We start from the raw sequence: 13,019 nt of genomic DNA, 5'->3' as shown, positions 1-13,019 counted from the left end.
GGCACAATACCTGTACCGGTCAGTTCGGTTTTGTTCAGCCGCCAGCCGCGAAGCTTCCTCGTTGCTTTTCCGTTAAGCGCCCGCCCCCGCCATGACATCCGCCGACACACCCGCCGTGCGCCTGTCCGATGTCCGCCTCGATCGCGGCGGACGCGCCATCCTGCGCGACATCGCGCTGACGGTGCCGCGCGGCAGCATCACCGCCGTGCTCGGTCCCAGCGGCAGCGGCAAGTCCACCCTGCTGGCGGCGCTGACCGGCGAACTGCCGCCGGCCGCGGGCCAGGTGGAAGTGTTCGGGCAGGCCGTGCCGCGCCGCAGCCACGCGCTGCTGGAGATGCGCAAGGGTATCGGCGTTCTGTTGCAAGGCAATGGCCTGCTCACCGATCTGACCGTGGCCGAGAACGTGGCGCTGCCGCTGCGCACCCACACCCGGCTGGCCGCGTCGCTGATCCGGCGCCTGGTCGAGTTCAAGTTGAACGCGGTCGGCCTGCGCGCCGCCGCCGATCTGTATCCGCGCGAACTGTCCGGCGGCATGGCGCGCCGGGTCGCGCTGGCGCGCGCCCTGGCGCTGGATCCGCCGCTGATGATCTACGACGAACCGCTGACAGGACTGGATCCGATCGCCAGCGGCGTGATCATGAGCCTGATCCAGCGCCTCAACGACACCCTGGGGCTGACCAGCATCATCGTCACCCACCACGTCCACGAAACCCTGCCGATCGCCGACCAGGCGCTGGTGATCGCCAACGGCGGCCTGGTATTCACCGGTACGCCGGCCGAACTGGAGAACACCGGCGACCCGCTGGTGCGCCAGTTCCTGCGCGGCGAACCGGATGGCCCGATCGCATTCGATGCGGTCAAGCGCGTGGGGGAAGCCGCTTGAAGCCGGGAATCGGGAAGCGGGAAGCGGGAAGCGAAGCCGTGCACGGCCGCCTTGCCGCACTCATAAATAGCCCCCTCCCCCGCGACGCGGGGGAGGGTTGGGGTGGGGGCAGGGATGAAGACGTATTCGTCCAGGTTCCTGCATTTGCCCCCATCCGCCCTTCGGGCACCTTCCCCCGCCAGCGGGGGAAGGGACTGCGGCCTAAGGGAGGGATCCACTGATGCCGTTCATTGCCGCCACCCGTTCGCTTGGCCGCGCGGGGCTGTTCTCGCTGTCGGTGTTCCGGGCCTCGGCGCCGACCCGCGATTTCTTCGCCGAGCTGACCCGCGAGATCTACAAGATCGGCGGGCGCTCGTTGCCGATCATCGCGGTCGGCGGCGCGTTCGTGGGGCTGGTGCTGACCCTGCAGGGCTATCGCACCCTGACCACGTTCGGCGCTTCCGACGCGCTGTCGACGCTGCTGGGCCTGTCGCTGTACCGCGAACTGGGTCCGGTGCTGACCGCGCTGCTGTTCATCGGCCGCGCCGGCAGTTCGATTGCCGCCGAGCTGGGCCTGATGCGCGCCACCGATCAGATCAAGGCGCTCGAGCTGATGGCCATCGATCCGGTCGCCAAGGCGGTCGCGCCGCGCTTCTGGGCGGCGGTGCTGACCGTGCCGCTGCTAACCGGGTTCTTCTGCAGCCTGGCGATCAGCGCCAGCTACTTCGAAGCCGTGCACGTGCTGGGCCTGGACAACGGTACGTTCTGGTCCGCGTTGCAGAACAGCGTGGATTTCTGGGACGACTTCGGCGTGGCGCTGCTGAAGTCGGCGGTGTTCGGCGGCACCAGCGCGCTGGTCGCAGCCTACGTGGGCTACCACGCCGAACCGACCATCGAGGGCACCTCGGTGGCGACCACCCGCGCGGTGGTGAACGCCTCGCTGCTGGTGCTGATGTTCAATTTCGTCCTTTCCGCCCTGCTTTTCCGGAGTTGATGCCATGGCCGTCCGTGGACCCCGTCTCGAATTCGCCGTCGGCGCCTTCCTGCTGCTGGCCCTGGCCTCGCTGCTGGTGCTGGCGATCGCCTCCACCAACAAGCGCTTCGGCATCGGTGGCGGCAGCTACGAGCTGAAGGCGCGCTTCACCAACCTGGGCCAGCTGCGCAAGCAGGCGCCGGTCAAGATCGGCGGCGTGGTGGTCGGCCAGGTGGCCGACATTCAGCTGGATCCGGTCAAGTTCGAGTCCATCGTCACCCTGTCCCTGGATACCAAGTTCAAGGATCTGCCCGCCGATACCTCCGCCGGCATCTTCACCAGCGGCCTGCTGGGTGAGAACTACGTCGGCCTGTCGCCCGGCGGCGATCCGGAAGTACTGAAGCCCGGCGAGGAAATCGCCTTCACCCAACCGGCCGTGGATCTGTTGCAGCTGGCCGGCAAATACATGTTCAGCGGCGGCGGCAGCGCCGGCAGCAGCCCCCCCGGCGAAGAAGCCGCTCCGCCCGCACAACCGACGGAAGAACAAACCCAGCCATGAAAACGATCATGAAACGTTCCCTCCTGCCGTTCGCCTTGGCCACCGCGCTGCTTGCAGGCGTTCCGGTGCTCGCCAGCGCGCAGACCGCCACCGCCCAGGCCGCGCCGAGTTCGGCCAGCCAGGTGGTGCTGACCAACAGCTCGCGCATCATCGGCACGCTGGAAAAGCGCCGTGCCGAGTTCAAGGCCAACCCGGCCACCCTGCGCCAGTACGTGTCCGGCGAGTTCAACAACCTGTTCGACCGCGAGTACGCGGCCCGGCTGGTGCTGGGCATCCACGGACGCGGCGCCAGCGACGCCGACGTCAAGACTTTCGCCGACGCGCTCGGCGACAGCCTGATGACCCGTTACGGTTCGGCGCTGCTCGACTTCAATACCCAGCTGAAGGTGCGGGTGAAGTCCGAGTCCGCCCTGCCCGGCGGACGCGGCGTGAAGGTCGCCAGCGAGATGCTGCGCCCGGACGGCGAGCCGATTCCGGTGGATTACCTGCTGCGCCAGGCGGGCGGCAAGTGGAAGGTGTTCGACGTGATGGTGGAGGGCGTCTCGTTCGTGCAGACGTTCAAGACCCAGTTCGACACCCCGCTGCGGCAGAAATCGATCAGCCAGGTCGCCGCCGACCTGCGTGCCGGCAAGTTGCAGACCAATGCCAGCGCCAGCGGCAAGAAGTGACGCCGGCGTCGCCCGCGAGGGCGACGCGCTGGTGTTCCGCGGTGCGCTGGATCGCGCCGCGGCGGTCGCGCTGTGGCCGCAACTGGCCAAGGCCACCGGCGTGCAACGCATCGTCCTGACCAATGTCACTACCGTGGATAGCGCCGGCTTGGCATTGTTGGCCGAACTGGCCGCGCAGGTACGCGCATCCGGCGGCACGCTGGCCATCGAAGGCCAGCCTGCCGGCTTCACCGAACTGTGTGCCGCGTACCGCCTGACGCCGGGACTGGAGTTCCCGGCCTGACCCTCTCCCCCCGAGATTCCAAGGAAACGGGATGAACACCTTCCGACTCTGCACCGTGCTCCTGTTCGCCGCGCTGGCCACGGCCTGCGCGTCGGCGCCGAAGACGGCCTCCGCTCCGGATCCCACCGCCGGCGCCACCGTGATCGACGGTAGCGCACCGGTGGCCGCCGCCGAAGCCGCGCCTTCGTCCTCGACTGAAATCGCACCGGATCCCGGCGCCACGGTTCCGCCGGTGGAAGTGCCGGCCACCGCCGCGACCACCGATGCCGATGCGCCGGCCACCAGTGCCGAAGACGACTTCGCCGCCATCTACGGCGGCGCGGTGGCCGACCCCACCCTGCCCGCCGCGGTGTCGTCGCCGGCGGTGTACGACCCGTGGGAGAAGTTCAACCGCAAGGTGCACCGCTTCAACAACGCGGTGGATCGCGCGGTCGCGCGCCCGCTGGCCCGCGCCTATTCCAACGTGGTGCCGCGGCCGATGCGACTGGGCGTGAGCAATTTCTTCGACAACCTGACCCAGCCGCTGGCCGCCATCAACCACCTGTTGCAGGGCCGCCCCAAGTACGCCGGCCAGGCGCTGGGCCGGTTCCTGTTGAACTCCACGCTGGGCATCGGCGGCATCTTCGATCCGGCTTCCGACGCGAAGCTGCCCCGTCGCAGCGAGGATTTCGGCCAGACCCTGGGCGTCTGGGGCTGGAAGAAGTCGCGCTACGTGGAACTGCCTTTCTTCGGCCCGCGCACCGTGCGCGACGTGTTCGGCCTGGCTGGCGACATTCCGCTCAGTCCGGTGCGCTACATCGAGGACGACAAGACTCGCATCTTCCTGCAGGGCCTGAACCTGGTGGACACCCGCGCCCAGCTGCTGTCGCTGGACAGCCTGCGCGAAGGCGCGGTCGACGACTACACCCTGGTCCGCGATTCGTGGATGCAGCGCCGCGCTTACCAGATCGAGGGCACCCGCTCGCAGGATCAGGACCAGTCGCTGCCGGACTACCTCAACGACGAGGATCCGGATCCGACCGTTCCGGCCAACGCCATGCCGATGCCGCAGCTCACTCCGGGCGACTGAGGCCCGCCGCGACCGACGTTGGTCGCGAAGCGGATCTCCCGCAAAGAAAACCGGCGCAGTGCGCCGGTTTTTTGTTTTTCCAACCGGTTCCGGATGGCTTCCTGTGGGAGCGACGTCAGTCGCGAGTTTGGGGGTTCCGAACGTTGGAACAATCGCGACTGACGTCGCTCCCACAGGGATGGGCCCAGGGGTCGAGGCTATTCCGCCTCGTCGGCGCCGAGCAGCTTCTGGCTGTCCTCGCCGGGCAGGGCTTCGACGTTGCGCAGCTGGCGCTCGATGGCGCGGGTGCGCACGCCGGCGGCCTTGATGCTGTTCTGCACGGTATCGAGCTGGCTGTGGGCCTTCTCCAGCACGGTGGCGAACTTGCCGAACTCGGTCTTCACCGCGCCCAGCAGGTGACGGACCTCGCTGGAGCGCTGTTCGATGGCCAGGGTGCGGAAACCCATCTGCAGGCTGTTGAGCAGCGCGGCGAGCGTGGTCGGGCCGGCCACCACGATGCGGTGTTCGCGCTGCAGGGTATCGACCAGGCCGGGCCGGCGGATCGCTTCCGCATAGAGGCCCTCGGTGGCCAGGAACATCACCGCGAAGTCGGTGGTGTGCGGCGGCACCACGTACTTTTCGTTGATTGACTTGGCCTGCACCTTGATCGCGCGTTCGAGCTGCGCGCCCGCGCCGCGCATCGCTTCGGTGTCGCCGCGTTCCTGCGCGTCCAGCAGGCGCTCGAAATCCTCGCGCGGGAACTTGGCGTCGATCGGCAGCCACACCGGCGCCTGATCCTCGCCACGCCCGGGCAGACGGATGGCGAAGTCGACCGCTTCGCTGCTGTCCGGACGAACCCGCACGCCGCGCGCGAACTGCTCGCCGGTCAGCACCTGTTCGAGCAGGTTTTCCAGCTGCACTTCGCCCCAGCCGCCGCGATCCTTGACGTTGTTCAGCACACGCTTGAGGTCACCCACGCCGGTGGCCAACTGCTGCATTTCGCCCAGCCCGCGCTGCACCTGCTCCAGCCGCTCGGACACCAGCTTGAACGAGGCGCCCAGCCGCGCTTCCAGGGTGGTCTGCAGTTTTTCATCCACCGTCTGCCGCATCTGCTCCAGCTTGGCGGTGTTGTCGGCCTGCAGTTCCTTCAGTCGCGCTTCCAGGGTGGTGCGCATCTCGCCGATGCGCAGTTCGTTGCGCTGGGTCAGTTCGGCCAGCCGCTGGCCCAGGGTGTCGGCGAAACGCTGCTGCGATTCGGCCGCTTCCAGCCGGCCTTTGCGGGCATCCTCGTTCAGTGCCTCGCGCAGAACGTCCAATCGCTGGTCGGTGCGGGTGCTCAGATCGGCCAGGCTGCGACCGAAGCCCTCGATGCGGATTTCCTGCTGGCGCGACAACCCTTCCAGCTGCTCGCGCAGCTCGCCGCGCCCGTCGCGCTGTTCGTCGCGCAGCGCGCGCTCCAGTACGCCGCCCAGACGGTCCTCGGGTCGGCGCAGCAGCAACACGACCAACAACACGACGGCCGCGGCGGCGAGGATCAGGAGCAGGACGAGCAGGGTCTGGGTATCCATGGCGGACAGTGTAGCCGGGCGCGTCTCAGTCCTTGATACCAACGTCGCGGCAAACCGTCGGCGCACGCGCATGACAGGCCGGATTTTCGGGCGCAGAATCCGAGTTCCCCTGATTGAAACGAATCACCATGCAGTGGATGGGCATCCAGGATCTCGGCACCTTCGTGGCGGCCGTGGTCGTCTTCCTCGCCATTCCCGGTCCGGGCACGTTTTCGCTGCTGACGGCCACCGGCAAAGGCGGCCTGCGCGCCGGTTACGCGACCCTGGCCGGACTGGCGCTGGGCGATCAGATCCTGATGTGGCTGGCGGTGATCGGCGTGGCCGCGCTGCTGAAGGCCAATCCGGTGCTGTTCGGGCTGGTGAAGTACGCCGGCGCCGCCTATCTGATCTGGATTGGCGTGCAACTGCTGTGGCAGCGTGGCGAAGGCGCCGGTGGTCCGGTGCGGATGGAAGCCGGGCGCTATTTCCGCCAGGGCATCCTGGTCACCCTGCTGAATCCGAAGGCCATCATCTTCTACATGGCGTTCTTCCCGCTGTTCATCGATCCGGCCCACCACCAGGGCCTGGCGACCTTCGCCACGATGGCGGCGCTGATCGCGGTGATCACGCTGCTGTACTGCTCGCTGCTGATCCTGGCCGGCCACGCGATGAGCCAGCGGGTGCGCCAGCAGCCGCGCCTGCGACGCTGGCTGCAATCGCTGGCGGGCGTTTTCCTGGTCGGCTTTGGCGTGCGGCTGGGCACTGGTTGAGGAGACCCATGGACCTGCGGATCAAGCGTGCCTACGAACCCGCCGCGCGGACGGACGGCAAGCGGATCCTGGTCGACCGGCTTTGGCCGCGCGGGGTGTCGAAGGAAAAGCTGGACGCGGAGTGGATGAAGGCGGTGGCGCCCAGCGCCGAATTGCGTCTCTGGTACGGGCATGAGCCATCGCGCTGGGATGGGTTCCGGGAGCGTTACTTCGCCGAACTGGACGCCCAGCCCGAAGCATTGGCACCGCTGCGCGAGGCTTTGAAGCACGGCCGGGTGACCCTGGTCTACGGCGCGCGCGACCCCGAGCACAACCAGGCCGTGGCGCTGGCGGAGTATCTGAAGAAGCATCGCGGGCGGTAGGGTTCGGCGCCCCGGTGCAGAAGCAAATCCCCCTCGGTCCCCTTTTTCAAAGGGGGAGGAAAAGCTGGTTTCCGGCGTGGGGCTTCCCTGCATGCCCCCTTGACCAGCCATGCGGCTGTTGAAAGGCGCTTGAAAAAGGGGGCGGGCGGCCGCGTCAGCGGGCGACGGGGATTGACCCGCCATTCGGCGGTTGAGAAGCGCTTGCTTTTCGCGCCAGCATCCAGCGCTCTTCGGCAACCGTAAACCCGGACATGGTGGTGCGCTGCCGATTGCCAGCAGGGCGACCGGCCTTTAGCCTGCACGCGCCTCGACTCATATTGCCGTCGAGCCTCACCCGGCCTGCCGGGTCCCTTCCGTATTCAAGGACACTCCATGCAGACCTGGCTCCGGCGCAAGTCCATCGATCGCGTCACCGTGCACGAGGAGGGCCGCCGGCTGGTGCCCACGCTGAGCTGGCCCCATCTGGTGGCGCTGGGCATCGGCGCGATCGTCGGGACCGGCATCTACACCCTGATCGGGGTGGGCGCGAATCTGGCCGGTCCCGCCGTGCTGCTGTCGTTCGTGGTCGCCGGCGTGGTCTGCGCCTGTGCGGCGCTGGCCTATGCCGAGATGGCGACGCTGATGCCCGCGGCCGGCAGCGCCTATACCTACAGCTACACCGTGCTGGGAGAATCCATCGCCTGGGTGGTCGGCTGGAGCCTGATCCTGGAGTACTCGCTGGTGGTCAGCACGGTCGCGGTGGGCTGGTCGGGTTACGCGGTCGGCTTCCTGAAAGGCATGGGCGTTGATTTGCCGACCATGCTGACCGTCGGTCCGCACGCCGGCGGCCTGATCAACCTGCCGGCGGTGCTGATCACCTTCGTGGTGGCCGGCCTGCTGATTGCCGGCACCCGCGAGAGCGCCACCCTCAACGCCATCCTGGTGGTGGTCAAGGTGATCGCGCTGGCGGTGTTCGTCGCCATCGCGCTGCCGCAGTTCGATGCGGCCCACCTGGAACCCTTCATGCCTTACGGCTTCGTCAAGTCGATGGGCGCGGACGGCGTCGAGCGCGGGGTGATGGCCGCGGCGGCGATCATCTTCTTCGCCTTCTACGGCTTCGATGCGATCTCCACCGCCGCGGAAGAAACCAAGAATCCCGGTCGCGATCTTTCGATCGGCATCGTCGGCTCGATGATCGGCTGCACCCTGATCTACATCGTGGTCGCCGCCGCCGCGGTCGGCGCGATGAGCTACACCGTGTTCGGCCAGAGCCCGGAGCCGCTGGCGCTGATCCTGCGCGAACTCGGCCAGGGCACCGCCGCCAAGGTCATCGCCGGCGCCGCCGTGGTCGCCCTGCCGACCGTGCTGCTGGCGTTCCTGTACGGCCAGAGCCGCATCTTCTTCGTGATGTCGCGTGACGGCCTGCTGCCGCGCGGGCTGTCCAAGGTCAACCCTCGCACCGGCACGCCGGTGGCGATCACCGTGTTCACCGCGATCCTGGTGGCCGCGCTGGCCGGCGTGGCGCGCCTGGACGAAATCGCTGCGCTGGCCAATGCCGGCACGCTGGCGGCGTTCATCGCGGTGGCGGTGTGCCTGCTGGTGCTGCGCAAGCGCGATCCCAACCGTCCGCGTGTGTTCCGCACGCCGGCCGCCTGGCTGGTCGGCCCGCTGGCGATCGGCGGCTGCTTGTATCTGTTCTGGAGCCTGCCGCGCACCACCCAGCTGTGGTTCCTGGCCTGGAACGCCATCGGCGTGGTGGTCTACCTGCTGTACAGCCGTCGCAGCAGCCTGTTGGCCAAGGGCAGCGACGCGTAAGCCTCGCCGCCGGCAACACGCCGGGAAGAAGCGGGCACCGGCCCGCTTTTTTCATGCGCGATGGCGACTGTACGCAGGCGAACGGAATGCCACCGATACCGGCCTGCTTCATTCCGCGGGGCGCGGGCGGGTAAGATGCCGCGCAGACAAACACCGCCTGGTACCCGACGTTGATCATCCATCCCAAAGTCCGCGGCTTCATCTGCACCACCACCCATCCGCTCGGTTGCGAGCTCAACGTCCGTGACCAGATCGCCGCCACGCGCGCGCAGGGCGTGCGCACGGACGGTCCGAAGAAGGTATTGGTGATTGGTGCGTCCAGTGGCTACGGGCTGGCGGCGCGCATCTCGGCGGCATTCGGTTTCGGCGCGGACACCCTGGGCGTGTTCTTCGAGAAGCCGGGCAGCGAGAAGAAGGCCGGCACCGCCGGCTGGTACAACGCCGCCGCGTTCGACAAGTTCGCCAAGGAAGCCGGGCTCTACAGCCGTTCCATCAATGGCGACGCGTTCTCCGACGAAGCCCGCGCCCAGGTCATCGAGCTGATCAAGAACGAAATGGGTGGCCAGGTCGACCTGGTGATCTACTCGCTGGCCTCGCCGGTGCGCAAGCTGCCCTCGACCGGCGAGCTGAAGCGCTCGGCGCTCAAGCCGATCGGCGCGGCCTACACCTCCACCGCCATCGACACCAACAAGGACGCCATCATCCAGGCGACCATCGAGCCGGCGACGGAGCAGGAGATCGAGGACACGATCACCGTGATGGGCGGTCAGGACTGGGAACTGTGGATCGACGCGCTGGCCAAGGCCGGCGTGCTGGCCGACGGCGCGCGCACGGTCGCCTTCAGCTACATCGGCACCGACATCACCTGGCCGATCTACTGGCATGGCGCGCTGGGCCGGGCCAAGGTCGATCTGGACCAGACCGCGCACCGCCTGGACAAGCGCCTGGAAGCGACCGGCGGCGGTGCCAATGTCGCGGTGCTGAAGTCGGTGGTGACCCAGGCCAGCTCGGCGATTCCGGTGATGCCGCTGTACATCAGCATCGTGTTCAAGGTGATGAAGGAACTGGGCCTGCACGAAGGCACCATCGAGCAGCTCGACCGCCTGTTCCGCGATCGCATGTACCGCGCGGACGGCCAGCCGGCGCAGACCGACGACGAAAACCGTCTGCGCCTGGACGACTGGGAACTGCGTCCGGAAGTGCAGGCCAAGGCCAAGGCGCTGTGGCCGCAGATCACCAGCGAGAACCTGTTCGCGCTGACCGACTACGCCAACTACAAGCACGAATTCCTGAAGCTGTTCGGCTTCGAGCGCGATGACGTGGACTATGACGCCGACGTGGATCCGGACGTGAAGTTCGACTGCATCGAATTGTCGCCGGAAGGCTGAGGGATCAGGTAGCTTTCTTGCTTCTGCCTCCCCCTTCGGAGAAGGGGGAATGAGGGGGACTCACTGTTTGCGCGAAGAGCAAATCCCCCGTCGCCTCCGGCGCCCGCCCCCTTTTTCAAAGGGGGCTAAGTGAAAGCCTTGTCGTCAGGAACCCTCTTCTTCTTCCCCCTTTGCAAAAGGGGGATTGAGGGGATTTGCTTTCGCGCCAAGAGCAGGCGCTTCTCACCAGCCGAATGGCTGGTCAAGGGGGCTAAGAGAAACTCTATCGTCCGGAGCCCGCTTTGACCTCCCCCTTTGAAAAAGGGGGAATGAGGGGGATTTGCTTTTGCAAGGTCCCCCGCCGACCGCTCAATCCACCACCCGGCAGAATACCGCCTTCAGGTAGCGCGATTCCTGCACGTGCGCCATGAAGGGATGGTCGGCACCGGCGCCGGACACCTTGAGGATCTGGATGGTGCGACCGGAGAAGTAGGCCGCGCGGCGCAGCATGTCGAGGAACTGTTCCTCGCTGACCAGGCCGGTGCAGGAAAAGGTCGCGAACAGGCCGCCCGGCTTGACCACGCCCAGTGCCAGCTTGTTCATGTCCAGGTATTTCTTCAGCGCCGCGATGACCTGTTCGCGATCGCGGGTCATCTTGGCCGGATCCAGGATCACCACGTCGTACTGATCGCCCCGGTTCGCCGCATCGCGCAGGTACGGGAAGATGTCGGCCTGCACGAACTTCGGCCGCACGTCGTTCAAGCGCGCGTTGCCCTTGGCGATCTCGATCACATCCTGGTCGATGTCCACGCCGACCACTTCGCTGGCGCCGCGCGCGGCCGCGTAGACGGCGAAACCGCCGGTGTTGCAGCACAGGTCCAGCACCCGCTTGCCGCCGCACTGGTGCGACAGCCATTCGCGGTTCTCGCGCTGGTCGGCGAAGAAGCCGGTCTTGTGCGCCCCGGCCGGATCGGCGCGGAACTTCACCCCGTACTCGCTGATGACGGCCGGCGGCACCGGATCGCTGCCGCGGAAGTCGAAGCTCTCCTGCTTCTGGATGTGCTCCTCGGCGAAGCTGTAGAAGCGCGCGCCGGGGAACTGTTCCTGCAGGGCCTCGTAGATCCACTCGCGGTGGCGGAACATGCCGGCGCTGAAGAACTCGACCACCAGCAGGTCGCCGTAACGATCCACCACCAGGCCCGACAGGCCGTCGCCCTCGGCGTGGACCACCCGCCAGGCGTCGGTGGTCGCGTCCAGCTTGAGCACGTCACGCCGCAGCGACACCGCCTCGGCGACCTTGCGCGAGAACCAGCCGGCGTCGATCGGAACCTCCGGATGGGTCTCCAGGATGCGCACGGCGATGCGCGAATGGCCGTTGTAGAAGCCCCGGCCGATCCACTCGCCGTCCACCCCGACCACGTCGACGATGCTGCCCGGCTTGGGCTTCTGGACGGGCTTCTCCACCAGTTTCTGGAAAATCCACGGGTGGCTGGAGCGCCAGGCGTTCTTGAGGCGTACGACGGGGAGCGGGCTGTTCATGAACGCCATTTTACATTTCCCGTTGACCGGCCCGGCCCCTTGCCCTGAAAATCGCCGCCAGAAGGGGAGTAGCTCCCAACGTGCCGGCCGTCATTTCGAGCGTTCACGCTCCGGTCCCACGGCAGCCAGAGACCTGGCTGTGAGCGAGACCTTCGCCGCAACGGCGAAGATCTGCCCCGGAGTCCCCCCGATCCCGTGCATGCCTGTCGCCCTGCGGCCTGGACTTGACTCTTTCCGACGGGACTTTCGATGCAAACGATAGGCAATCCATGGTTGTGGGCCGGCTTCGCCGGCGTGGTGGTGATCGCGCTGCTGGTCGATCTGGTGCTAATGCGCCATGGCGGCGCGCACCGGGTGACCTTCAAGGAGGCGCTGTACTGGAGCCTGGGCTGGATCGGCCTAGCGCTGCTGTTCAACGCCGGCCTGTGGTGGTACGTCAATGAAACCGCCGGCGTGGCGATGGCCAACAAGGTCGGCCTGGAATTCCTCACCGGTTACCTGGTGGAGAAATCGCTGGCGGTCGACAACATCTTCGTGTTCCTGATGCTGATGAGCTACTTCGCGGTACCAGAGGAGCAGCGCCAGCGCGTGCTGGTGATCGGCATCCTCGGCGCGATCGTCCTGCGCAGCATCCTGATCTTCGCCGGCGCCGCGCTGTTGGCCCATTTCCACTGGCTGCTGTACGTGTTCGGCGCGTTCCTGCTGCTGACCGGCGTGAAGATGTGGTTCGCCGCCGGCAAGGAGCCGGATCTGGAGCGCAACCCAGTGCTGCGCTGGATGCGCGGGCACCTGCCGCTTTCGCCCGAGTACCACGGCGAGGCACTGAGCGTCGTCCGCGACGGCAAGCGCTGGTACACCCCGCTGTTCGTGGTGCTGGTGCTGATTGGCGTCACCGACGTGATCTTCGCGGTGGACAGCATCCCGGCGATCTTCGCGATCACCGCCGATCCGTTCATCGTGCTGACCTCCAACGTGTTCGCGGTACTGGGCCTGCGCGCGATGTTCTTCCTGCTCGCCGGCATGGCCGATCGCTTCCACCTGCTGCCCTACGGCCTGGCGGTGGTGCTGGCCTTCATCGGCACCAAGATGCTGCTGATCGACGTGTTCAAGATCCCGGTGCTGTGGTCGCTGGCTGGCGTGGCCGCGATCCTGGGCGTGACCATCGCCCTCAGCCTGGCGCGTCCGGCCAAGCCGGGCACGCACGCCTGACCGGCCGCCGGGACGGCCATCCCGTCCACGGGATGGTC

General features: G+C 67.1%; 13 protein-coding genes. 11 read left to right on the top strand and 2 right to left on the bottom strand.

The window, feature by feature from the left end; translation table 11 throughout:
* Nucleotides 1-91 precede the first annotated feature (91 nt).
* The 6 genes from FHW78_RS10500 (at nt 92) to FHW78_RS10475 (ending at nt 4,414) form a co-directional block, all read left to right on the top strand.
* Entirely contained in the window at nt 92-883 is a 792-nt protein-coding gene (locus tag FHW78_RS10500) for an ATP-binding cassette domain-containing protein (RefSeq protein WP_183639934.1), read from the top strand.
* 220 nt (nt 884-1,103) lie between these two features.
* Nucleotides 1,104-1,856 (top strand): MlaE family lipid ABC transporter permease subunit, encoded by a 753-nt coding sequence (locus tag FHW78_RS10495; protein ID WP_183639932.1) that lies wholly within the window; start codon nt 1,104-1,106, stop codon nt 1,854-1,856.
* Nucleotides 1,857-1,860: 4 nt separating this feature from the next.
* Entirely contained in the window at nt 1,861-2,394 is a 534-nt protein-coding gene (mlaD, locus tag FHW78_RS10490; RefSeq protein ID WP_183639930.1) for an outer membrane lipid asymmetry maintenance protein MlaD, read from the top strand.
* An 8-nt stretch (nt 2,395-2,402) separates the two neighbouring features.
* Entirely contained in the window at nt 2,403-3,062 is a 660-nt protein-coding gene (locus tag FHW78_RS10485) for an ABC transporter substrate-binding protein (RefSeq protein WP_183639928.1), read from the top strand.
* Entirely contained in the window at nt 3,037-3,345 is a 309-nt protein-coding gene (locus FHW78_RS10480; RefSeq protein WP_183639927.1) for an STAS domain-containing protein, read from the top strand. The genes FHW78_RS10485 and FHW78_RS10480 overlap by 26 nt, the downstream gene beginning before the upstream one ends.
* A gap of 31 nt (nt 3,346-3,376) precedes the next feature.
* Nucleotides 3,377-4,414: a VacJ family lipoprotein gene (locus FHW78_RS10475; RefSeq protein WP_183639925.1), complete on the top strand. Its 1,038-nt coding sequence runs from the start codon at nt 3,377-3,379 to the stop codon at nt 4,412-4,414.
* A gap of 197 nt (nt 4,415-4,611) precedes the next feature.
* Here the strand turns inward: FHW78_RS10475 and rmuC are convergent, their stop codons facing one another.
* On the bottom strand, nt 4,612-5,907 hold the full coding sequence (gene rmuC / locus FHW78_RS10470) for a DNA recombination protein RmuC (RefSeq protein ID WP_328805083.1): 1,296 nt from the start codon (nt 5,905-5,907) through the stop codon (nt 4,612-4,614).
* Between the two features lie 167 nt (nt 5,908-6,074).
* On the opposite strand from rmuC, the gene leuE reads away from it, so the two are divergent.
* The 4 genes from leuE to fabV all read left to right on the top strand — a co-directional run bounded on the left by leuE (nt 6,075) and on the right by fabV (nt 10,254).
* Nucleotides 6,075-6,710 carry a leucine efflux protein LeuE gene (gene leuE / locus FHW78_RS10465; protein WP_255443185.1) on the top strand — a complete coding sequence of 212 codons (636 nt, stop codon included), beginning with the start codon at nt 6,075-6,077 and terminating at the stop codon, nt 6,708-6,710.
* Nucleotides 6,711-6,718: 8 nt separating this feature from the next.
* Complete coding sequence (locus FHW78_RS10460; RefSeq protein ID WP_183639921.1) at nt 6,719-7,072, top strand: DUF488 domain-containing protein; 354 nt, start codon at nt 6,719-6,721, stop codon at nt 7,070-7,072.
* A 372-nt stretch (nt 7,073-7,444) separates the two neighbouring features.
* Nucleotides 7,445-8,866: an amino acid permease gene (locus FHW78_RS10455; RefSeq protein WP_183639919.1), complete on the top strand. Its 1,422-nt coding sequence runs from the start codon at nt 7,445-7,447 to the stop codon at nt 8,864-8,866.
* Nucleotides 8,867-9,036: 170 nt separating this feature from the next.
* A complete protein-coding gene (fabV, locus tag FHW78_RS10450; protein WP_183639917.1) occupies nt 9,037-10,254 on the top strand; it encodes an enoyl-ACP reductase FabV in 1,218 nt (405 codons plus the stop codon).
* 348 nt (nt 10,255-10,602) lie between these two features.
* Here the strand turns inward: fabV and FHW78_RS10445 are convergent, their stop codons facing one another.
* Entirely contained in the window at nt 10,603-11,772 is a 1,170-nt protein-coding gene (locus FHW78_RS10445; RefSeq protein WP_183639915.1) for a class I SAM-dependent rRNA methyltransferase, read from the bottom strand.
* 249 nt (nt 11,773-12,021) lie between these two features.
* Here FHW78_RS10445 and FHW78_RS10440 point away from each other — a divergent pair, with 249 nt between their 5' ends.
* On the top strand, nt 12,022-12,981 hold the full coding sequence (locus tag FHW78_RS10440; RefSeq protein ID WP_183639913.1) for a TerC family protein: 960 nt from the start codon (nt 12,022-12,024) through the stop codon (nt 12,979-12,981).
* The last annotated feature ends 38 nt before the right edge of the window (nt 12,982-13,019 follow it).

The sequence above is a fragment of the Pseudoxanthomonas sp. OG2 genome (assembly GCF_014192765.1).
GTDB classification, from domain to species: domain Bacteria; phylum Pseudomonadota; class Gammaproteobacteria; order Xanthomonadales; family Xanthomonadaceae; genus Pseudoxanthomonas_A; species Pseudoxanthomonas_A beigongshangi.
Note: the sequence above shows the minus strand (reverse complement) of the source record. Positions and strands in the feature narration are given on the sequence as shown.